This window comes from Pseudomonas sp. GW821-FHT10C09, from assembly GCF_059415465.1.
Genome location: NZ_JBWKNG010000009.1, coordinates 132,244 through 152,533, shown reverse-complemented (window position 1 = coordinate 152,533; position 20,290 = coordinate 132,244). Strand labels below are relative to the sequence as shown.

The following is a 20,290-nucleotide window of genomic DNA, read 5'->3' as shown; positions in this document are numbered from 1 at the left end:
CAAGATAGGCGCGGGGGATGACGGTTTGGCGGCTCGAAGGTTACAGACTAGTGAATATTAGTGAGCTGGCGCCGCACCTGTGGCGAGGGAGCTTGCTCCCGCTCGGCTGCGCAGCAGTCGCAACATTTTGGGGCCGCTTCGCGACCCAGCGGGAGCAAGCTCCCTCGCCACAATTCAAGCAGAATCAATCATCCAGCGCTTTCACCGACTTGGGCGACAGCCGCAAGCTGCGAAGGCTGCGTTTGACGCTCTTGAGGTGATTGACGAGGCTCGGTCCGCGCGCCATGGCCACGCCCATCGCCAACACATCGATCACCACCAGGTGAGCAATACGCGAGGTCAGCGGCGTGTAGATTTCGGTGTCTTCGTGCACATCGATCGCCAGGTTGACGGTCGACAGCTCAGCCAATGGCGTCTGGCTCGGGCACAAGGTGATCAGCGAAGCGCCACTTTCACGCACCAGGTTGGCCGTGATCAGCAGATCCTTGGAGCGCCCGGACTGGGAAATACAGATCGCCACGTCGGTTGGCTTCAACGTCACGGCCGACATCGCTTGCATGTGCGGGTCGGAGTACGCCGCCGCGGTCAGCAGCAAACGGAAGAATTTGTGCTGGGCGTCGGCCGCCACGGCGCCCGATGCGCCAAAGCCATAGAACTCGACGCGCTGAGCCTGGGACATGAGCGAGACCGCCCGCTGCAATTCCACCGGATCGAGCTTCTCGCGAACTTCCATCAAGGTGTGCAGGGTGGTATCGAAGATTTTCAGGCTGTAGTCGGCAACGGAATCGTCTTCATGGATCGCAAACTGGCCGAAGCTCGCACCGGCCGCCAGGCTCTGCGCCAGCTTCAGTTTCAGATCCTGAAAACCGGAACAACCGATGGCGCGGCAAAAGCGCACGATGGTCGGCTCGCTGATTCCGACGCTGTGGGCCAGGTCGGCCATGGAGCTGTGCATCACCGCCGCAGGATCAAGCAGCACGTGGTCGGCGACCTTGAGCTCCGACTTGCGTAAGAGATGGCGTGACTGGGCGATGTGTTGCAGCAGATTCAAAGGGCTGGACTCTTTGTTATTGGCAGTTGCCGGAGATGTAGCAAGCTTGTAGTTATACTACAAGAATTGGCTTTTTGCCTGCTCAATGCGTAACTCCATGTCCCCATTCCACGCCACATGCGCTCCATGTAGCACTTACGAGGGGTTCGCGTCCTTATGTAACAGCTTGGCCAGTTCATCAGCCTCAACGGGGCGACTGATCAAATAGCCTTGCACTTCATCGCAGCGCTCGGCTTTCAAAAACTCCAGCTGCTCTTGCCGCTCCACACCTTCGGCCACTACTTTCAGCGACAAACCATGCGCCATCGCAATGATCGCCCGAGTAATGGCCGCATCCACAGTGCCCTCCCCCAGCCCGCGGATAAACGCCTGATCGATCTTCACGTAGTCCACCGGAATGCGCTTGAGGTAGCTCAGGGACGAATACCCGGTACCAAAATCGTCGATAGCCAGCTTAACCCCCAGATCCCGCAGTTGCTGGAAGGTCGCGATGATGTGCTCGACGCTGTCCAGCAACTGACTTTCGGTGAGCTCCAGCTCCAGGTAGTGCGGTGCCAGGCCGGTTTCTTCCAGCACTTGGCGCACCAGGCTGACCAGCTTGCCCTGACGCAATTGATGCACTGACAGGTTGACCGACACGCGGATCGGTTCCAGCCCCTGCCGCTGCCATTCGCAGGCTTGCCAACAGGCCTGGCGCAAGACGAACTCGCCAATCGGGCCGATCAGCCCGGTTTCCTCGGCCAGACCGATAAAATCCGCCGGCGGCACCCGGCCCATGGTCGGGTGATCCCAGCGCACCAGCGCTTCGGCGGCATTCAAGCGGCCCGTGGCGAGGCAGAGTTTGGGTTGGTAAAAGACTTTCAACTGCTTTTCTTCGATGGCTTTGCGCAGCTGGTTTTCCAGCTGCAAACGCTCGAGGGTGCTGGCTTGCAGGCTTTCGGTATAAAACTGGAAGTTGTCGCCGCCCAAGTGTTTGGCATGCTGCATGGCCATGTTCGACTGACTGACCAACGCGGAAATTTCCCGCGCGTTGTCCGGCAACATGCTGATGCCCATGGACGCACTGACCACCAGCTCATGGCCATCGACGGAGACTGGCAATCGCAGCTTGGTCGACAACCGCGTCGCCACCCGCGCCAGGCTCGACAGGTTGCCGTAGGTATCAAACAGTACTGCAAACTCGTCGCCCGAAAGCCTGGCAATCGTGTCGGCCTCTGGCAGCGCGTTGACCAGGCGCCGGGACATTTTCTGCAGCAGTTGGTCGGCGACGTCATGGCCCAGGCTGTCATTGAGCAGTTTGAAGCGGTCCAGATTGATGTGCAGCAACGCCAGGCTGCGTCCACCCTGGCGCACCCGCTGATGGGCCTCGCGCAACCGTTCCCGGAACAACGAGCGATTCGCCAGGCCCGTCAGTTCGTCATAGTGGGTCAAGTAGCGCATGCGCTCTTCGGATTCGCGGCGAGCCGATAGATCGGCGAAGAAGCCGACAATATGACTGACATTTCCTCGAGTATCGCGAACGGCGTTCAGTTGCAGCCATTGCGGGTAGAGCTCGCCGTTTTTACGGGTCTCGACCAATTCGCCTTGCCACGTCCCGTGCTGCTCCAGCGCCTGATGAATAGCGCCGTAATGGCGGCGAGCATCGCGACTGCACGGTAGCTCGACGACATTGCGCCCCAGCATGTCATCGATGTCATAACCGGTGACTCGACTGAAGGCCTGATTGACGGCGATCAGCGCGTAATCAGGGTCGAAAATCACGATACCTTCGCTGGCGGCTTCGAACACAGTGGCGGCCAGTTGGCGCTGTTCTTCCTGAACCTTGGTGGCGCTGATGTCGCGACGGGTGCCGACCATGCGGATCACCCGACCCGTTTTGCTGCGCTCGACGGCCCGGCCTCGGTCCTCGATCCAGACCCAGTGGCCGTCGCCATGCCGCACGCGGTATTCGATCTGGTAATCCTCGCTGCGGCCTTTCAAATGCTCGATCAACGCGCGCTTCAGCGCCGGCAGGTCTTCGGGGTGCAACCGCGGGCGAAGGTGGCGGAGCATGGCCGTCACATACTCCGGCGCGAGGCCGAACAACTCCTGGATCTGCGTGTGATGGACTTCGTCGGTTTGCAGGTTCCAGTCCCACAGCCCCAATTCGCTGGCCTTCAATGCCAACGCCAGCCGAGCTTCACTCTTGCTCAGGGCCTGGTTGGCGACGTCGAGCTCCAGGCTGCGCTGGGCGACACGGTTTTCCAGCTCGACCTGGGCTTCACGCAGCCTTTCTTCGGCAGCACGGCGTTGATCAATTTCCTTGGCCAGTTCGTGATTGAGCTGATCGCTGCGGGTTTGTGCTTGCTGCAAATGCTCGATCAACGCCTGATTCTGGAAACGACGCAGCATTCCGCTGTCGATCAGTCGATTGACCTGCCAGGCAATCACGCTGAGCGCGCCCAACAAAATCAAGCCGAACCAGCCCCAGCCATGATCCTGTGCGTCGCCGCCCCAGAATAAATAGGCGATGGCCGGCAACAGGCAGGGCAAGGTAAAGGACAGGAACGCCGGCAGGCTGACCGCGTACGCCACGCTGGCAGAAAGAGCGGCGGCACCCATCAGGCCGAACACCCATGCCTGCTGCATGAAGTTGTCGGCAGGCACCAAGGCAATACTGGCACCGGCCAGGGTCAGGCCGGTGAGGCCAGAGCCGAGCAAAAACATGCGACGCCAGATCGGATGCGCCTGGCGGTTGGGAATCGCCGAATCGAAGGCCGCGACTTGAATTACCCGCAACGCCACCAGCGACAACAGCCACACCAGCCAGACGCTGACCAGGAAGTAGCGCTGCGGGCTCCAGAGCAAACCGGCGCAGACCAGACCATTGATCAACATGAATAACGTGGGCAGCAATGACCCCTGATAAAGCAGGCGCGTGCGTTCGACCGCCATTTCCATGGCGTACTGCTTGCGGATAACCCGCGGCTCCACCGTGGGGCCCGACAGGTCGGTGCTGAGGGTCATAGGCAATGTTCTTGTTCTTATAATGATGAGCATGAGCCCGAAACGTCGACGGAGCATACACAAGCCAATGCACTTGCCAAACTGCCCCAGATCATAAATTCGACAATATTTACGCAGCCCGAGACCCCGTCAAAACCCTTGGAGCGCGGCCCGCCAACGCCTGCAGCCAGTGACTGACCGGTCGTCCTCCGTGGATCTTTCATCGGCTAATGCAAAGCTCGGTTTGCCCGGTGTGGCGGCGCACCCTAGAATGCCCCGATGCGCGATGATCTCTCCCTTCTGCTGAACTCCCTCAACGATGCCCAACGCCAGGCCGTAGCTGCCCGCGTGGGTCGTCAGTTGGTCCTGGCCGGTGCTGGTTCCGGTAAAACCCGAGTGCTGGTGCACCGTATCGCCTGGTTGATCCAGGTCGAAAACGCCTCGCCGCACTCCATCCTGTCGGTGACCTTCACCAACAAGGCCGCGGCCGAGATGCGTCAGCGCATCGAGCAGCTGATGGGGCTCAACCCCGCCGGCATGTGGGTCGGCACCTTCCACGGCCTGGCGCACCGCTTGCTGCGGGCGCACTGGCAGGAAGCCGGGCTGAGCCAGACCTTCCAGATTCTCGACAGCGACGACCAGCAACGCTTGGTCAAGCGGGTGATCCGCGAGCTGGGCCTGGACGAACAACGCTGGCCGGCCCGTCAGGCCCAGTGGTTCATCAACGGGCAGAAAGACGAAGGTCTGCGTCCACAACATATTCAAGCCAGTGGCGACATGTTCCTGGCGACCATGCGCAGTATTTATGAGGCTTACGAGGCTGCCTGCCTGCGCGCCGGCGTGATCGACTTCTCCGAATTGCTGCTGCGTGCCCTCGATTTGTGGCGCGACCACCCGGGTTTGCTGGCTCATTATCAGAAACGTTTCCGCCACATTCTGGTGGACGAGTTCCAGGACACCAACGCCGTGCAGTACGCCTGGTTGCGTCTGCTGGCCAAGGGCGGCGACAGCCTGATGGTGGTGGGCGACGACGATCAGTCGATCTACGGCTGGCGCGGCGCGAAAATCGAGAACATCTATCAGTACTCCGATGATTTCCCGGATGCCGAGACCATTCGTCTGGAGCAGAACTACCGCTCCACCGCCGGTATCCTCAAAGCGGCAAACGCCCTGATCGCCAACAACACCGGGCGCATGGGCAAAGAGCTGTGGACCGATGGCGGCGAAGGCGAAGCGATCAACCTGTACGCTGCGTTCAACGAACACGACGAAGCACGTTACGTGGTGGAAACCATCGAAAGCGCGCTGAAAACCGGCTTGGCTCGCAGCGATATCGCGATTTTGTACCGCTCCAACGCCCAATCGCGCGTTTTGGAAGAAGCCTTGCTGCGCGAGCGCATTCCGTACCGCATCTATGGCGGTCAGCGCTTCTTCGAGCGGGCAGAAATCAAGAACGCCATGGCTTATCTGCGCTTGCTGGAAGGCCGAGGCAACGATGCGGCACTGGAGCGGGTGATCAACGTTCCGGCCCGAGGCATCGGCGAAAAGACCGTCGAAGCCATTCGCGACCATGCCCGTCACAGCGATGTGTCGATGTGGGAAGCCATGCGCCTGCTGGTCGCCAATAAAGGCCTGACCGGTCGTGCTGCCGGCGCGCTCGGTGCCTTTATCGAGTTGATCGAGAACCTCGCTGCCAAGTGCATGGAAATGCCCCTGCACCTGATGACCCAGACGGTCATCGAGCAATCCGGGCTGATTGCCTATCACCAGGCGGAAAAAGGCGAGAAAGGCCAGGCTCGGGTAGAAAACCTTGAGGAACTGGTCAGCGCCGCGCGCAACTTCGAAAACGCCGAAGAAGACGAAGACCTGACGCCGCTGGCGGCGTTCCTTGGCCATGCATCGCTGGAAGCCGGCGATACTCAGGCCGAGGAGCACGAAGACAGCATTCAGCTGATGACCTTGCACAGCGCCAAGGGTCTGGAATTCCCTTACGTGTTCCTGGTGGGCATGGAGGAAGGTCTGTTCCCGCACAAGATGAGCCTGGAAGAGCCCGGCCGTCTTGAGGAAGAACGCCGCCTGGCCTACGTCGGCATCACCCGGGCCATGCAGAATCTGGTGATGACCTATGCTGAAACCCGACGCCTGTATGGCAGCGAAACCTACAACAAGGTCTCGCGTTTCGTACGGGAAGTGCCGAAAGGCCTGATCCAGGAAGTGCGCTTGTCGAACAGTGTCAGCCGTCCGTTCGGTGGCAATCAATCGATGAGTGGCAGCAACCTGTTCAGCGGCAGCGAGATCCCGGAAACCGGCTTCAGCCTGGGTCAGACTGTACGGCACTCGATCTTTGGTGACGGCGTGATCCTCAACTTCGAGGGTTCCGGCGCGCAGGCGCGGGTGCAGGTGAACTTCAGCGAAGGCAGCAAGTGGCTGATGCTGGGTTACGCGAAGCTGGAAGCTGTTTAGGGCTATCTAATAGCTTTTCTGTGGGAGCGAGCCTGCTCGCGAATGAAAGCGCCGCGGTATATCTGATAAACCGTGGTGCATCCTTCGCGAGCAGGCTCGCTCCCACAGGGTTTGTGCTCAACCCCACCCCGGCAGGTTGATCTTTTAAGGCGCGAAATAATGGGCTCAGGCTTCTTTTCTTCCTGGACATTCTGGGCCCTGATGTCGGCGGCGTTTGCCGCCCTGACCGCGATCTTCGCCAAAATCGGCATCGAAAACGTCAATTCCGACTTCGCCACCCTGCTACGCACCGTAGTGGTACTGGTCAGCCTGGCCTTGATTTTGTACGCCACGGGCCAATATCAATCATTAGGATCGATCTCGGCGAAGAGCTACCTGTTCTTGCTGCTGTCGGGACTGGCCACCGGCGCCTCGTGGATCTGCTACTTCCGCGCGCTGAAACTGGGGCCGGCCTCGCTGGTTGCTCCTGTGGACAAGCTCAGCGTGGTGCTGGTGGCGGTGCTCGGCGTGATTCTGCTGGGCGAAAAACTCGACCTGCGCCAATGGGGCGGAATCGGCCTGATTACGGCCGGTGTGGTCATGCTGGCGCTGCGACGCTAGGCATCCTTCCTACATAAGCTATCCACTCGTCCTACGGACGAAAGTCAAAAGGCCTTATTGCGCTGACTGAAGCTGAACGCAACCTGTCAGGCAAAAGCCCGAAACACTCTGCCGCTAGCCAGTAACACTTCAGCTGTGCAACATGGCGCGCGTGCCATCCACAAATGGGATTACCCTTTATGAAACGTTTTCTTAGCATCGCCATGGCGTTGTGCATCGGCCTGACGATGAGCCTCGACGCCAACGCCAAGCGCTTTGGTGGCGGCAAAAGCGTCGGCGCTGCGCCGACCCACCAGACCAGCCAAATGGCGCCTTCTTCTCCAGGCATGGGCGGCGCTGCGGCGACCGCTGGTGCTGCCGGTGCCGCAGGCGCTGCCGCCAAGGCTGGCGGTGCTTCGCGCTGGCTCGGCCCTCTGGCCGGCATCGCTGCCGGTGGCCTGCTGGCCTCCATGTTCATGGGCGGTGGCTTCCAGGGCATGCAGATCTTCGACATCCTGATCATGGCGGTCATCGCCTTCCTGATCTTCCGCTTCATCGCCGCTCGTCGTCGCAAGCAACAGGAGCACATGGCTCCAGCTGGCCACGCACCGATGCAGCGTGAAGTGTTCGACCAGCAGCCTGCTGGCGGTTCGATCTTCGGTGGTTCGGCTGCTCCGGTTGCCGCTCGTCCGGTTATCAATGCGCCAGCCTGGTTCAATGAAAAGAACTTCATTGAAGCGGCCCGCAACCACTTCCAGTCCCTGCAGCAGCATTGGGACGCCAACGAAATGGACAAGATCGCCGAGTTCGTGACCCCGCAAATGCTCGAGTTCCTCAAGCGCGAACGTGCTGACCTGGGCGACGGCTTCCAGTCCACCTACATTGATAACCTCAATGTTCAACTGGACGGCGTGGATGATCGTGCCGACAAGACCATCGCCACCCTGACCTTCAGCGGCGTATCGAAGACTTCACGTTTCGATCAGGGCGAAGTGTTCAGCGAAAGCTGGAACATGGAACGTCCGCAGGGCGAAAACCAGCCTTGGCTGGTGGCCGGTATCCGCCAGAACGGCTGATACGACCCGGTTCTGTTTGGAAGGTGCCGAGCTAAGATCAGACAAGGCAAAAACAGGTGAGAAACGGCTGGGGTCGCACCCGACTTGACGTTAGTCAATGAGCATTTCGAACCTGTTTTTAACGCAGTATGATCGACGCGCAGGCACGTTCCAGACAGAACCTAGCGTGCTGTAATGAAAACCCCAGCCTTGGCTGGGGTTTTCTATTTCGCGGTTGCATCTATAGCGAGCTACTGTATAAACCGCCCCAACTAAACCGCGCCATCAAGCAAGAGGATCCCGGACGTGGAAGAAATCATCGAACAACTGCGTGAAGCCAACGAACCGGTACCGGTCCCCTTGGAGCTGCCCGACGAAGACCAGATCGTGGAAATCGAAGAACAACTGTTCATCGATATTCCGTTCGTCTTCAGAGAGTTTTTGCTGACCGTCAGCGACGTGGTCTACGGCAGCCTGGAGCCGGTGACTGTCACCGACCCGCAATCCCACACCTACCTGCCAGACGTTGCCGCCAACGCCTGGGACGCTGGCGTTGACCGCAGCATGATCCCGATCTGCCAGGACGGTGATGACTACTACCTCGTCGAAGAAGACGGCACCGTGGTGCTGTGGCAGGCCGAAGAAGAACTGATCGCCGAAGAAACCTGGGAATCAGTGTGGCACTGGGCGCGGGACGTCTGGCTGGAAAGCTGAGACGTCTCGGCTTTGTAGCAGGTGCGATGTCAGTGACCGGGTGCATCATTGTGGTTGTCCAGGGTTTCGAGCAACGCCACCTGCATCCGCGTGTGCACGCGGATGAACCAGCGCCAGAGTAATGCTGCCACGGCGGCGGCGACCACGATGATCAGTACCAGCAACTTGTTGGTCGGCAGAATACTGGCGGACAAGGCTGCCAGTAGCAGGAAAATCACCAGCAGCGAGAGGATCGGAATCACTTCGGCGATCACCCGACGTACTCGCTGTGTGTGACGCCCGGCCATTTCCGGCTTCACGCCCATCTCGGCCAACAGCAGCGACAGCGCCTTGAGCTTGCGATAGGCGGCGATCAGGAACGGCAACGACAACAGCAGCGCCCCACCCCAGATCAATGCTTTCTGCCAGCTCGGGTCGCTGATCCAGCCTTGCAGATACGCGGACATGCGTTCGGCGAAGAACGCCCCCGAGAAGAAAATCGCAATCACCAGCGCCAGATTGACCCCCACCTGCAACAAAATCCGCCGAATCATCGACGCCAGCAGCGCGCCCTCGCCCTGCGGCTGAATACTGCGCAGCCATTCGCCGTACATCCCCAACACCCGGCCCAGCCGTTGCGGCATCACCGCGGCGAGCTTGATCGACAGCGGATCGGCCGCTCGGATCAGGTACGGAGTCAGCAGCGTAGTGATCACCGAAACCGCCACGGCGACCGGGTAGAGGAAGTTGCTGGTCACCTGCAACGTCATGCCCAACGCAGCGATGATGAAAGAAAATTCGCCGATCTGCGAAAGGCCCATCCCCACGCGTAGTGAGGTGCGTCCGTCGTTGCCGGCGATAAACGCCCCGAGGCCGCAGGACAGCATCTTGCCAAGCACCACCGCCACGGTGATCACCGCGATTGGCCAGGCGTATTGCAGGAGGATCATCGGATCCAGCATCAGGCCGATGGCGACAAAGAAAATGGCGCTGAACAAGTCGCGAACCGGCTCGATCAGACGCTCTATTTTCAACAGTTGCCGAGACTCGGCCATGATCGCGCCAATCAGGAATGCACCGAGCACCATGCTGTATTCCAGTTTCACCACCAGCAGGCAGAAACCGAAACACAGCCCCAGCACGGTGATCAGCAGCATCTCGTTACTTTCGAATTTAGCTACGTACGCCAATAGTCGTGGCACCAGCAAAATCCCGATGACCAGCGCGACAATCATGAACAGCGAAAGCTTGCCGACCGTGGAAAACACTTCGCCGGAGCTGACCGTGCCGCTGACGGCGATGCTCGACAGCAACGCAATGATGCCGATGCCCAGGATGTCTTCGACGATCAGCACTCCGAAGATCAACTGCGCGAAACGCTCGTTCTTCATCTTCAGGTCGTTGAGTGCCTTGACGATGATGGTGGTCGAGGAAATCGCCAGGATCGCGCCGAGGAACAGCGAATCCATGGTGTTCCAGTCAAACCAGCGACCGATCTCGTAGCCGATCCAGATCATCAGCACGATTTCGAGGAACGCCGCGATGAACGCCGTCGCACCGACCTTGAACAACTTGCGCAGGCTGAATTCGAGGCCGAGGCAGAACATCAGGAAAATCACCCCGAGCTCCGCGAGGGTCTTGATGGTTTCTTCGTCGTGGATCAGCCCGAACGGCGGCGTGTGCGGGCCGATGATGAATCCGGCGACGATGTAGCCCAGCACCACCGGCTGCTTGAAGCGATGGAACAGCACGGTCACCACGCCCGCGATCAACATGATCACTGCCAAATCCTGAATGAAACTGATGGCATGCATGGCGTGGGCTCCTTAAGGGGGACTTTTGGAGGTTAACACCGGGACTTGCGCCGCAAAGGCGGTGCAATATATGGAAACAGATCGAAACGGGCGTGACGGCAGCCACCTGCCCGGCGTCCCGATAACTGTTGGTTTTGAAAAGCTGACAAGGCACCCGCAGAGGTGCGCCCCTGAAATTCTGCCTTGAACCGTGAGAACGCTATGGAACCCGGAAACGCACAACTGTCGATGACGGTATTGATGACCCCCGACATGGCCAACTTCTCTGGCAATGTCCACGGCGGTACCTTGCTCAAGTACCTCGACGAAGTCGCGTATGCATGCGCCAGCCGTTATGCCGGTCGCTACGTGGTGACGCTGTCGGTGGACCAGGTGATTTTCCGCGAGCCGATTCATGTCGGCGAACTGGTGACCTTCCTGGCTTCGGTCAATTACACCGGCAACACCTCCATGGAGGTGGGCATCAAGGTGGTGACCGAGAACATCCGCGAGCGCTCGGTGCGCCACACCAACAGCTGCTTTTTCACCATGGTCGCGGTGGATGACGACCGCAAACCGGCTGTTGTCCCGCCACTGCAACCGCAGAACAGCGAAGACAAACGCCGCTTCATGCAGGCCCAGCAGCGTCGGCAGATTCGTCAGGAGCTGGAAAAGCGCTATCAGGAAATCAAGGGTGATGCCTGAGACCTGTGGTCGACTTTAGATAGTCATCGTCGGAACGCCGCCCGGAGCAAGCTCGCTCCTACAGGGAATCCATGTGGGAGCGAGCCTGCTCGCGAATGGCGTCGACGCAAATTCAGAGGCTGATCGCCGTCGCCTCAAACCGCACTCGCGGATGCGCAATCCGGTCCTGCGCCCGCACCAATTCCAGCTCATAGCTGGCACAGGCCTGAGTCTCCAGCAGAACTTCATGCACCGCTGCCGCCGTAAATTCGAACGCAGCGACCAGACTGTCACCCAACAACACCCGCGCCAGGAACAGCCCGGACGTCAGGTCGCCCACGCCCACCGGCTGACGCGGAAACGCCAGCAGCGGACGACGCAGGTGCCAGCTGCCCTCGGCAGTCACCAGCAACATCTCGAAGCCATCCGCCGGCTTACCGGGATAGTCCAGATGCTTGACCAATACCGCCTTCGGCCCACGCGCCAACAGCGCTCGCGCCATGGCCAGGCAATCGAAAAGTGACTGCGGTTTGCGTCCCGAGAAGCTGTCCAGTTCCAACTGGTTCGGGCACATGAAGTCAGCCACCGACGCCGCTTCTTCCAGCAGGAAGTCGCTGACTTCGGCCGGAACGCTACAACCTTTCTCAGGATGGCCCATCACCGGGTCGCACAAATACAGTGCCTTGGGATTCATCGACTTGATGCGCGCCACGCCGGTCAGGATCGCCCGGCCCTGAGCAGCACTGCCCAGGTAACCCGACAGCACCGCATCGCAGTTGCCCAGCTCGCCAATCGCGGCAATGCCTTCGACCAGCTCAGGGATCTGGTGCGGCGCGAGCACTTCACCGGTCCACTGGCCGTACTGGGTGTGGTTGGAGAACTGCACGGTGTTGAGCGGCCAGACATTCACCCCGACCCGCTGCATCGGGAAAACCGCAGCGCTGTTGCCAGCGTGGCCAAACACAACATGGGACTGAATGGCGAGCAGATGGGGCGTACGTTTCATGCGGTGAGTTTTCCGTAAAACGATTGAAATTCGAGCCGCGCAGTATGCGACGAAACGCAGCCTGTACGACAGACCGGCGACGCAGTTAAGCTGACACTATCTAGTTGGAGCAACCTGTTGATGCTGACCCTCGGAAATATCTTCGTGCTGATGCTGCTCGCTACCGGTGGCGCGTGGTTGTGGCACAACCATGGCTTGCGCGAGCGCGCGCTGGAGCGGGTCAAGCAGCATTGTGCCAAGCTTGGCATCGAGTTGCTGGACGGCAACGTGGCCTTGAAAAAGATCGCGTTCATCAAAGACGCCAACGGCCGGCGCCGCCTGGCTCGCGTGTACAACTTTGAGTTCACCGTGACCGGCGAAACCCGTCACAACGGCACCATCACCCAATTCGGCGCCCACAGCGCGCAAATCGAACTGGCGCCCTACCCGATGCCTTTCGACGACACGCCGGCGGTCGTCGATGTAGTGAAGCCCCGCGCCGAGGTGATCGAGTTGAGCCAGTGGCGGCAAGAACACACCAAGTGGCGCCCTTAACCCGATCGGCAGCCCGCCAAAGCGGCTTGGAGTAAATCAGCCTCCTGCGGCTCGCTGAAAATCAGTTCTATCCGCGAATCCTGGCGCCATTCGCTGGGCTTCCAGTCCAGTTGCGAGTTATCCAGCGCATTGGCCGAGACCCAACCGTCAACGCTGTGGATAACCAACTTCGCCCGCCGCCAGGGCAGGCTTTCAAGCCATAGGCCCATGCGCGCCACGTCGAACCTCTGGCTCGGATGCCAACGCCAGCCGATGCTCCAGCCCCCCTCCTGTTCCTGACTCAAGCAAATCGGCAGCGAGGGATCGGTCCAGACGGCCGGCAGCTGCGCCAGCCCCTTGGGCACGACGAAGTTATCCACACCCGTTTCAGCACGAGACTGGAGCCCCGGCAAGTGGCTTAGTGGCAACTGAGCTTGCTGCGTCCAGTAAAGGGGACGAGGCAGTAACTGCGCGGCGATTCGCTGACGATCATCAACGTCGAGATTTTCTGCCTTGTTCAACACCAACAAGCCGGCGCTGTTCAATGTCTCCTGTTGAGCCGCCGGCAGCGGTTTGCCAGCCGCGAGCGCTTGGGCATCCAGCACCAGTACACAGGGTTGTACCGCCAGTACACCGACCCACGGCGCCTCACTCAGCTGTTCAAGCAGCCGGGCCGGATGCCCGAGACCGGAGGGTTCGATGAACAGCCGATCCGGTTTCGCCTTGCGCAGCAACCGTCCGAGCCCGATCTGAAACGGCGCGCCATTGACGCAACACAAACAGCCGCCGGCCACTTCACCCAGTGCGATACCATCGGCATCCGAGGTCAGCAACGCAGCGTCGAGGCCAATCTGCCCGAATTCGTTGATCAGCACCGCCCAACGCTCGCCGACCGGCCGCTGCGCCAACAGGTGCTTGATCAGGCTGGTTTTGCCAGCCCCTAATGGACCGGCAATGACGTGCGTGGGAATGTTCTGCAACATGGTCGGTGTTTTCTGAGGAAGTAAAAGATGCGATTGATGGGATTGTCGTTATTGCTGGCGCTGTGTTCCGGCGAAGTGTTTGCCCAAGCCTGCGTGGTACATACCACATCCGCAAGATTGGACGTGAAAGTCTGCCAGCAAAACCGCAACATCCCGGAAAAGCTCTTCGCCGACGGCTTCTGCCAGCCCAATCTGGCCGGGCAGACCGTCGACGTGCAGTACGTTGACCAATGCCCAACCGGCGCATTCGGGGTGTGCAGCAATGCTCAAGTCGCCAATATGCCTTACCGGCAGGACATTCACTATTACGGCGTGGCCACCGATGCGGCCTATCTGAAGCCGTTTTGCGAAGCGCAAAGCCAGGGCAACTGGCTCACGCCTTGAGGCGTCAGCCGAGCCAATCGAGGGTCAGGATCAAACGACGCTCGCCCGATGCCAGTTGCGGCGAGCGGTGAATCAGCCCAAAACCTTCGTTGCCATGCCACTTTTCGCCCTTCAACAGCGCCACGTCCCCACTGGCGATCTGCTCGATCAACGAATCCTGTACAGGCTCGGCCTCGGGTTTTCCCAACTGGCGACGGTCCATAACGCCCTCTCGCAGCCACTGACTGCCGATGCCGGAATACGTAGTGATCAACCGCACCGGCACATGATCGACGTGGAAACGCGGGCACATGGCCTTGTCCAGCACCCGCAAACGCAGACCGATACGCTTGGCGCCGAACAAACAGGCAAACGCGCTGACCAACCACGACACGTCGGCAATGAAGCCCTCATACCCTTGCAGATCGCTGAAACCTGAGGCCAGTCCTTGCAGATTGGGTTCGGCGTCATCGCTCGCGAGCTCCAAGACCAGCGACTCGGCCAACGGCGCGTTCAGCGACAGCAGCAACTGACCGAAGTCGACAATATGCACGGGAAGCTGACGCTGCCAAATGGCGAGGTTTACCTCGTCATCGAGAATTCTGGCGAGCGTTTGCGGCGTTTCGCCCTGGACAGGATGAACCACCGAACGCCGCTTCAGACTCGGCGCCAACATCAGGCGGCTGCCTCTTCGTGCCACGGTCCAAACGGGTCTGGCAGCAATCGCCAACCCTCGACACCCAAGGCCATTTCAGCCTCCGTCAGCAGGCAATCGTCGAGCTCGGCGGTGAGCTCAGCAAAGTCGATGTTCTGCCCGATGAACACCAGTTCCTGACGGCAATCGCCGGTGGCGGCAGTCCAGTTCTGCATGATCCCGGCCGTGCTTTCGTCGTCCTGCGGCCACTGGGTTTTCGGCACAAACCGCCACCAGCGCCCGGCGAAACCATGACGCATCAAGCCACCTGCCTGGGACCAGCTGCCGGCGTCCATGGGCTTGCTGGCCAGCCAGAAAAAACCTTTGGAGCGCAGCAGTTTTCCATTCACCCAAGGGCGGTCGATGAAGCTGAAAAAGCGCTGTGGATGAAAGGGTCGGCGGGCCCGGTAAGCGGTCGAAGCGATGCCGTATTCCTCGGTTTCCGGCACGTGCTCGCCACGCAATTCCTGCAACCAGCCCGGCGCCTGAGCAGCTTTTTCGAAATCGAAGCGACCGGTATTGAGGATTTTTTCCAGGGGCACTTCGCCCATGACCATGGGGATGATGTCTGCCTGTGCGTTGAGGCGTTGAAGAATCGCGATCAGTTCCTCGCGTTCGCGGCGGCTGATCAGGTCGATCTTGCTGATCAGGATGACGTCGGCGAATTCGATCTGCTCGATCAACAGATCAGTGATCGAGCGCTCGTCCTCCTCACCCAGCGTTTCGCCACGGGAAGCGAGGCTTTCGGCGGCCTGATAGTCGAGCAGGAAGTTCATGCCATCCACCACCGTGACCATGGTGTCGAGCCGCGCGATGTCGGCCAGGCTTTGCCCTTCTTCATCGCGGAAGGTAAAGGTTTCCGCCACGGGCAGCGGTTCGGAGATGCCGGTGGATTCGATCAACAGGTAGTCGAAACGCCCGTCCCTGGCGAGTTTGCTGACTTCTTCGAGCAGGTCTTCGCGCAAGGTGCAGCAAATGCAGCCGTTGCTCATTTCGATGAGTTTCTCTTCGGCGCGGTTCAGGCTGACGTCACGCTGGACTTCGCTGCCATCGATATTGATCTCGCTCATATCGTTGACGATGACGGCGACTCGCAGGTTGTCGCGATTGCGCAGGACGTAGTTGAGCAGCGTACTTTTTCCGGCACCGAGAAAGCCCGAGAGCACGGTCACGGGGAGACGATTAGGCATCAGGTATTCCTCACAAGGATGCCCGGTCGCAGTGTCGGGCTTGATTCAATGTTATAGTATAACAATGCAATCAAGCCACTCTCCTCTTGCCCATGACGACAAAGCGACCGATGCTAAAGGCCGTCCAATCCCCGACAAACCCCATGCGTATTGCCCTGAAACTGGCGCTTATGAGTGTTTCGCTGCTGGTGGCTACACAGGCCTGGGCGCAGGTTCCGAGCCTGGCCCAATGCACCCGTAGCGCCAATCTGCTGGCCTGTGTGGATGTCGACGGCAATGCCTATAGCGTCAACACCGTCGGCAGCACGATCTATCTGCGCGGCTTCGAAATGGCGGGCAAGCGCTACTGGGCACAGACCAACAGCCGCTACGGGCAACTGACCTTTTTCACCGGCATCGCTTCCGACGGCGAAGCCTGGGTTGGCTACAACCGTCGGGTGGGCTGGACCACCATCAATCGCTTCTCCAGTTCGGGTGGCAGCAGCGCCAAATTCACCTGCAGCCGGATCAGCGGCTGCTAGACCTGCGCTTTTTTCTGCGCTTGTTGCCAGGCGATGTAGCTGTTGGCAGGCGGATTTTTCTGGAAATAGCGCTGCAACCCTTCGAATAAACCGTCCGCCACGGCCTGTTGATGACGTGCAGTGACCAGTCGCTGGCTGTCGCGAGCATTGGAAATGAAGCCGGTTTCCACCAGGATCGACGGCACGTCCGGCGACTTCAACACCGCAAATCCAGCTTGTTCCACACGCTTTTGATGCAGCGTGGTGATCCCCGCCAAGCTGCCGAGAACCGTGCTGCCCAACTGCAAACTGGCGGCCAGGGTGGCGTTCATCGACATGTCGAGAATCACCCCGGCGAGCATCGGGTCCTTGTCCTTGAGATTGAGCAAACGAGTGGCGCCCAGCAGGTCCGCGCCGTTCTCACGCTGCGCCATGAAGCGTGCCGTGGCTGAGGTCGCGCCACCTTCAGACAGGCAATACACCGAGGCACCGGAAGCCGTAAGACGCGGCGCGGCGTCCGCGTGCACCGAGATGAACATGTCGGCGTTGTGCTTGCGCGCTATCTCTACCCGTTTGCGCAGCGGAACAAAGAAGTCGTCGTTACGCACCAGCTTCACGTCAAAGCCCTTCTCGCGCTTCAGACGCTTGGCCAGCAGCTGAGCAATGGATAACACCACGTCTTTCTCTCGCTCCCCTTTGGCGCCGACCGCACCAGGGTCTTTCCCGCCGTGACCAGGGTCGACCACCACGATGATGTCGCGCTTGAGGTGCGCCGGCTCCTGAATCGCCTCAGAGGGCATCGTAACGGGCAATGACGCAGCGGACTTCAGATCGAGCACCAGCCGATGGCCTTGGCCATCCTGCGGCGGGAGCAAGAAGCTGTTGAGCTGCACCGGGCCGTTGAGGTCGAGGACGATTCGCGTATCCCCCAGACCAAAATGCCCGGAGCGGATCGAGCGGATCACCGTATCGGCGAGGGATAGCTGACTGAAATCGCCACTCAGGTTGGCGCCATTCAGATCAATGATCAACCGCTCGGGCGCACTGAGTGAAAAGGTTTTGTAGTGCACCGGCCCGCTCATATCAAACACCAGTCGCAGCTTGTCATCCGAACGCCACAACCGTGCGTTGCGAATTTGCGTGGCCGAGACACCAAAGGGCAACGCGAAGGCTGCGCTGGCCAGAATCAGGTTGAGCAAGTGACGTCTGTGCATGAAGAGAACCGCTCGAGAAAAAGACGTGGTCGAATTTAATGTAATAACATAACATGCCGAATCGATTCCCACGATGGACCTGCTCATGAATGCGCTGACTCTGCCGGATATCGCCGCGCAAGCCTCTCGCCAAGCCCTGCCGCTCGACTGGGTGGGCATGTGCGGCATTGCTCTTCCTGTTCTGTTCGATGGCCAGCGTCTGAGCGCAACAGCTGATGCGGGCGTGAGCCTTGATGATGGAGAGGCACGCGGGATTCATATGTCGCGGTTGTATCTGGCGCTGGAAATGCTCGAGCAGGAAAACCTGACACCGACCTTGTTGCGACGAATCCTGCAAAGTTTTCTCGACAGTCATCAAGGACTGTCCCGCAACGCCTACTTGAAAATTCACGCTGATTTGCTGCTCAAAAGGCCAGCGCTAATCAGCCCGCTGGCCGGTTGGAAACGCTATCCGGTGAGCATCGAAGCGCGATTGAAAAACGCGATGTTCCACGTGGAACTAAAAATCGACGTTGCTTATTCCTCGACTTGCCCGTGTTCAGCGGCACTGTCACGGCAGTTGATTCAGCAGCAATTCGTCGATGACTTCGCCAACCGGTCACTGCAACACGCCGATGTGTTGGCGTGGCTCGGTTCCACAAAAGGCATCGTTGCGACGCCCCACAGTCAACGCAGCACCGCACAATTGTGCGTGCGCCTGGACGATTATCTGGATTACCTGCCACTGATCGCCCTCATCAACGACGCCGAAGCCGCGCTCGGCACCGCCGTTCAAACCGCGGTAAAGCGCGCCGATGAACAAGCTTTCGCCTTGGCCAATGGTCAGAACCTGATGTTCTGCGAAGACGCCGCGCGACGTTTGAACCTCGCCCTGAAACGCTCACCCGGCATACACGCCTTTCACATCCGGGTCGTCCACGCCGAAAGCCTGCATGCCCATGATGCCGTTGCCGAAAGCCGCTGGAATTGGGAGGCTGCATGATCCGTTGCCAGGCATTGCGCTGGGGCGCCCCCGGCCAGCCACTCACCCCTCCCGTGGATTTCGAACTGCCCAAGGGAAGCCTGACCGCCGTGATCGGTGCAAACGGGTCGGGGAAAAGCAGCTTGCTGAAAGTCATCGCTGGATTACAAAAACCCCTCACAGGCAAAGTCATCCTCGATGTTCCACGCAAAGGCTCGCTGTCCTTCCTCCCCCAGCAACAACACCTGGACCGGCAATTTCCCATCAGTCTCCAAGAGCTGGTGGCCGCCGGATTTTGGGGCAACAAGCAATCGCCAGAACAGCGCAGCCAACGCCTGAAAAACGTGCTGGAAGATTGGTGCCTCAGCGGTCTGGAGCACCGCCCGTTGATGGCCTTGTCCGGAGGAGAACTCCAACGCGCCCTGCTCGCCCGATTGAGCCTTGCGCAAACGCCATTGTTGTTGCTCGACGAACCGCACGCGGCGCTCGACGAGCTCGGTCAATCGCTGCTCTGGAAACACATCCACCAATGGCAGGCCGAGGGTCGAACCCTGGTTGTGGTGTGCCATGACCTGGCCGCCGTTCGCCAACACATTCCACACACGCTGCTGATCAAAAGCAGCGGTTGCCTACTTGGACCAAGTACCGAACTGATCCGCCAACAACCACAATCGCAGGTGGCCTGATGCTCGCCGCTGCTCAACTCTGGCAGCCCTTCCACGAGTTTGTGTTCATGCGTCGGGCACTGCTCGGCGGACTCGTCCTGGCGTGTAGCACGGCACCGCTGGGGGTGTTTTTGATCTTGCGGCGCATGAGCCTGATCGGCGATGCGGTCGCTCACGGCATCTTGCCCGGCGCCGCACTTGGCTTCTGGTTCGCGGGTTTGAGTTTGCCGGCATTGACCTTTGGTGGCCTGGCGGCCGGTCTGAGCATGGCCGGACTGGCCGCATGGATCACCCGCCGTACCGGCTTGCGAGAGGACGCCAGCCTGGCAGCGATCTATCCGATTTCCCTCGCCAGCGGAGTGCTGATCCTGGGCATCGCCGGCAAACGCCTGGACCTTTTGCACCTGTTGTTTGGCTCCGCTCTGGCGGTCGATGGCCCGACGTTGACCGGCATGTTGTGGGTCTCGGGCTTCAGCCTGATCGCCATGGGCCTGATCTATAAACCGCTGTTGCTGGACACCCTCGACCCGCTCTTCCTGCAAACCGTCAGCCGCCTCGGACCGTTGGCCCATGGTGTGTTCCTGACGCTCGTGGTGCTGAATCTGGTGATCGGTTTCCAGGCCATCGGCGCGCTGATGGTGGTCGGTCTGATGATGTTGCCCGCCGCCGCGTCGCGTTTCTGGAGCCGCCGCTTGCCGGTGTTGATTGTCATCGCCGCCATGCTCGGCTGCCTCTCGGTGTGGCTCGGATTACTGCTGTCGTTCTACTACTCGCTACCCAGCGGTCCGGCGATTGTGCTGGTTGCCGGCGGTCTTTATCTGCTGTCCGTGGTGTTCGGTCCGGTGCACGGTTTGTTGCGCCGCCCGCCTTTGCTCACATCCCAATGAGGTGTTGCCCG

At 59.8% G+C, this 20,290-nt stretch carries 19 protein-coding genes; 11 read left to right on the top strand and 8 right to left on the bottom strand.

Annotated elements, in window-relative coordinates; translation table 11 throughout:
- Positions 1–184: 184 nt before the first annotated feature.
- Together hexR and AC07N8_RS11495 are read right to left on the bottom strand one after the other, a co-directional pair.
- Positions 185–1,051 carry a transcriptional regulator HexR gene (gene hexR / locus AC07N8_RS11500; protein ID WP_008027445.1) on the bottom strand — a complete coding sequence of 289 codons (867 nt, stop codon included), beginning with the start codon at positions 1,049–1,051 and terminating at the stop codon, positions 185–187.
- A gap of 135 nt (positions 1,052–1,186) precedes the next feature.
- The gene (locus AC07N8_RS11495) at positions 1,187–4,057 is read right to left on the bottom strand and encodes an EAL domain-containing protein (protein WP_493143549.1); all 2,871 of its coding nucleotides are present in this window, start codon (positions 4,055–4,057) and stop codon (positions 1,187–1,189) included.
- 258 nt (positions 4,058–4,315) lie between these two features.
- Between AC07N8_RS11495 and uvrD the strand changes: the two genes are divergently transcribed.
- From uvrD to AC07N8_RS11475, 4 genes are all read left to right on the top strand, one after another.
- Positions 4,316–6,499, top strand: coding sequence for a DNA helicase II (uvrD, locus tag AC07N8_RS11490; RefSeq protein ID WP_483841599.1), 2,184 nt, complete (start codon positions 4,316–4,318; stop codon positions 6,497–6,499).
- Positions 6,500–6,658: 159 nt separating this feature from the next.
- Positions 6,659–7,099: an EamA family transporter gene (locus AC07N8_RS11485; protein WP_483841598.1), complete on the top strand. Its 441-nt coding sequence runs from the start codon at positions 6,659–6,661 to the stop codon at positions 7,097–7,099.
- Positions 7,100–7,278: 179 nt separating this feature from the next.
- Positions 7,279–8,154: a Tim44 domain-containing protein gene (locus AC07N8_RS11480; RefSeq protein ID WP_483841597.1), complete on the top strand. Its 876-nt coding sequence runs from the start codon at positions 7,279–7,281 to the stop codon at positions 8,152–8,154.
- A 285-nt stretch (positions 8,155–8,439) separates the two neighbouring features.
- The gene (locus AC07N8_RS11475) at positions 8,440–8,847 is read left to right on the top strand and encodes an SMI1/KNR4 family protein (RefSeq protein WP_007943369.1); all 408 of its coding nucleotides are present in this window, start codon (positions 8,440–8,442) and stop codon (positions 8,845–8,847) included.
- A 29-nt stretch (positions 8,848–8,876) separates the two neighbouring features.
- Here the strand turns inward: AC07N8_RS11475 and AC07N8_RS11470 are convergent, their stop codons facing one another.
- Positions 8,877–10,640: a cation:proton antiporter gene (locus tag AC07N8_RS11470; protein ID WP_483841596.1), complete on the bottom strand. Its 1,764-nt coding sequence runs from the start codon at positions 10,638–10,640 to the stop codon at positions 8,877–8,879.
- Positions 10,641–10,841: 201 nt separating this feature from the next.
- On the opposite strand from AC07N8_RS11470, the gene AC07N8_RS11465 reads away from it, so the two are divergent.
- Complete coding sequence (locus AC07N8_RS11465) at positions 10,842–11,324, top strand: acyl-CoA thioesterase (protein ID WP_123433184.1); 483 nt, start codon at positions 10,842–10,844, stop codon at positions 11,322–11,324.
- A gap of 112 nt (positions 11,325–11,436) precedes the next feature.
- On the opposite strand, the gene pdxY is transcribed toward AC07N8_RS11465, so the two are convergent.
- Complete coding sequence (gene pdxY / locus AC07N8_RS11460; RefSeq protein ID WP_027926264.1) at positions 11,437–12,309, bottom strand: pyridoxal kinase PdxY; 873 nt, start codon at positions 12,307–12,309, stop codon at positions 11,437–11,439.
- Between the two features lie 120 nt (positions 12,310–12,429).
- On the opposite strand from pdxY, the gene AC07N8_RS11455 reads away from it, so the two are divergent.
- Positions 12,430–12,843: a DUF3301 domain-containing protein gene (locus tag AC07N8_RS11455; protein ID WP_123433186.1), complete on the top strand. Its 414-nt coding sequence runs from the start codon at positions 12,430–12,432 to the stop codon at positions 12,841–12,843.
- On the opposite strand, the gene AC07N8_RS11450 is transcribed toward AC07N8_RS11455, so the two are convergent.
- Positions 12,840–13,805 (bottom strand): CobW family GTP-binding protein, encoded by a 966-nt coding sequence (locus tag AC07N8_RS11450; RefSeq protein WP_493143554.1) that lies wholly within the window; start codon positions 13,803–13,805, stop codon positions 12,840–12,842. The genes AC07N8_RS11455 and AC07N8_RS11450 overlap by 4 nt on opposite strands.
- A gap of 27 nt (positions 13,806–13,832) precedes the next feature.
- Between AC07N8_RS11450 and AC07N8_RS11445 the strand changes: the two genes are divergently transcribed.
- Positions 13,833–14,189 (top strand): NADH:ubiquinone oxidoreductase, encoded by a 357-nt coding sequence (locus AC07N8_RS11445; RefSeq protein ID WP_483841594.1) that lies wholly within the window; start codon positions 13,833–13,835, stop codon positions 14,187–14,189.
- A gap of 4 nt (positions 14,190–14,193) precedes the next feature.
- On the opposite strand, the gene AC07N8_RS11440 is transcribed toward AC07N8_RS11445, so the two are convergent.
- Complete coding sequence (locus AC07N8_RS11440) at positions 14,194–14,844, bottom strand: DUF1826 domain-containing protein (RefSeq protein ID WP_483841593.1); 651 nt, start codon at positions 14,842–14,844, stop codon at positions 14,194–14,196.
- Positions 14,844–16,052, bottom strand: a complete 1,209-nt coding sequence (gene zigA / locus AC07N8_RS11435; RefSeq protein ID WP_483841592.1) for a zinc metallochaperone GTPase ZigA — start codon at positions 16,050–16,052, stop codon at positions 14,844–14,846. Before zigA ends, AC07N8_RS11440 begins: the two co-directional genes overlap by 1 nt.
- Positions 16,053–16,195: 143 nt before the next feature.
- Between zigA and AC07N8_RS11430 the strand changes: the two genes are divergently transcribed.
- Positions 16,196–16,573 (top strand): glutamine synthetase, encoded by a 378-nt coding sequence (locus AC07N8_RS11430; RefSeq protein WP_483841591.1) that lies wholly within the window; start codon positions 16,196–16,198, stop codon positions 16,571–16,573.
- Here AC07N8_RS11430 and AC07N8_RS11425 read toward each other — a convergent pair.
- A complete protein-coding gene (locus AC07N8_RS11425) occupies positions 16,570–17,766 on the bottom strand; it encodes an N-acetylmuramoyl-L-alanine amidase (protein WP_493143558.1) in 1,197 nt (398 codons plus the stop codon). The two genes, AC07N8_RS11430 and AC07N8_RS11425, sit on opposite strands and share 4 nt — an antisense overlap.
- Positions 17,767–17,851: 85 nt before the next feature.
- Between AC07N8_RS11425 and folE2 the strand changes: the two genes are divergently transcribed.
- The 3 genes from folE2 to AC07N8_RS11410 are packed head-to-tail and all read left to right on the top strand — an operon-like array spanning position 17,852 to position 20,279.
- Positions 17,852–18,748: a GTP cyclohydrolase FolE2 gene (gene folE2 / locus AC07N8_RS11420; RefSeq protein ID WP_493143560.1), complete on the top strand. Its 897-nt coding sequence runs from the start codon at positions 17,852–17,854 to the stop codon at positions 18,746–18,748.
- Positions 18,745–19,413, top strand: coding sequence for a metal ABC transporter ATP-binding protein (locus AC07N8_RS11415; RefSeq protein WP_493143562.1), 669 nt, complete (start codon positions 18,745–18,747; stop codon positions 19,411–19,413). Before folE2 ends, AC07N8_RS11415 begins: the two co-directional genes overlap by 4 nt.
- Positions 19,413–20,279, top strand: a complete 867-nt coding sequence (locus AC07N8_RS11410) for a metal ABC transporter permease (protein ID WP_493143564.1) — start codon at positions 19,413–19,415, stop codon at positions 20,277–20,279. The genes AC07N8_RS11415 and AC07N8_RS11410 overlap by 1 nt, the downstream gene beginning before the upstream one ends.
- Positions 20,280–20,290 lie beyond the last annotated feature (11 nt).

Excerpts from the sequence above, each read along its gene's own strand:
- pdxY (WP_027926264.1), bottom strand. The coding sequence starts at position 12,309 with ATGAAACGTACGCCCCATCTGCTCGCCATTCAGTCCCATGTTGTGTTT.
- folE2 (WP_493143560.1), top strand. The coding sequence starts at position 17,852 with ATGAATGCGCTGACTCTGCCGGATATCGCCGCGCAAGCCTCTCGCCAA.
- uvrD (WP_483841599.1), top strand. The coding sequence starts at position 4,316 with ATGCGCGATGATCTCTCCCTTCTGCTGAACTCCCTCAACGATGCCCAA.
- AC07N8_RS11465 (WP_123433184.1), top strand. The coding sequence starts at position 10,842 with ATGGAACCCGGAAACGCACAACTGTCGATGACGGTATTGATGACCCCC.
- AC07N8_RS11495 (WP_493143549.1), bottom strand. The coding sequence starts at position 4,057 with ATGACCCTCAGCACCGACCTGTCGGGCCCCACGGTGGAGCCGCGGGTT.
- AC07N8_RS11440 (WP_483841593.1), bottom strand. The coding sequence starts at position 14,844 with ATGTTGGCGCCGAGTCTGAAGCGGCGTTCGGTGGTTCATCCTGTCCAG.
- AC07N8_RS11410 (WP_493143564.1), top strand. The coding sequence starts at position 19,413 with ATGCTCGCCGCTGCTCAACTCTGGCAGCCCTTCCACGAGTTTGTGTTC.
- AC07N8_RS11450 (WP_493143554.1), bottom strand. The coding sequence starts at position 13,805 with ATGTTGCAGAACATTCCCACGCACGTCATTGCCGGTCCATTAGGGGCT.
- AC07N8_RS11445 (WP_483841594.1), top strand. The coding sequence starts at position 13,833 with ATGCGATTGATGGGATTGTCGTTATTGCTGGCGCTGTGTTCCGGCGAA.
- AC07N8_RS11480 (WP_483841597.1), top strand. The coding sequence starts at position 7,279 with ATGAAACGTTTTCTTAGCATCGCCATGGCGTTGTGCATCGGCCTGACG.
- AC07N8_RS11485 (WP_483841598.1), top strand. The coding sequence starts at position 6,659 with ATGGGCTCAGGCTTCTTTTCTTCCTGGACATTCTGGGCCCTGATGTCG.
- AC07N8_RS11425 (WP_493143558.1), bottom strand. The coding sequence starts at position 17,766 with ATGCACAGACGTCACTTGCTCAACCTGATTCTGGCCAGCGCAGCCTTC.
- AC07N8_RS11455 (WP_123433186.1), top strand. The coding sequence starts at position 12,430 with ATGCTGACCCTCGGAAATATCTTCGTGCTGATGCTGCTCGCTACCGGT.
- AC07N8_RS11470 (WP_483841596.1), bottom strand. The coding sequence starts at position 10,640 with ATGCATGCCATCAGTTTCATTCAGGATTTGGCAGTGATCATGTTGATC.
- AC07N8_RS11430 (WP_483841591.1), top strand. The coding sequence starts at position 16,196 with ATGCGTATTGCCCTGAAACTGGCGCTTATGAGTGTTTCGCTGCTGGTG.
- AC07N8_RS11415 (WP_493143562.1), top strand. The coding sequence starts at position 18,745 with ATGATCCGTTGCCAGGCATTGCGCTGGGGCGCCCCCGGCCAGCCACTC.
- zigA (WP_483841592.1), bottom strand. The coding sequence starts at position 16,052 with ATGCCTAATCGTCTCCCCGTGACCGTGCTCTCGGGCTTTCTCGGTGCC.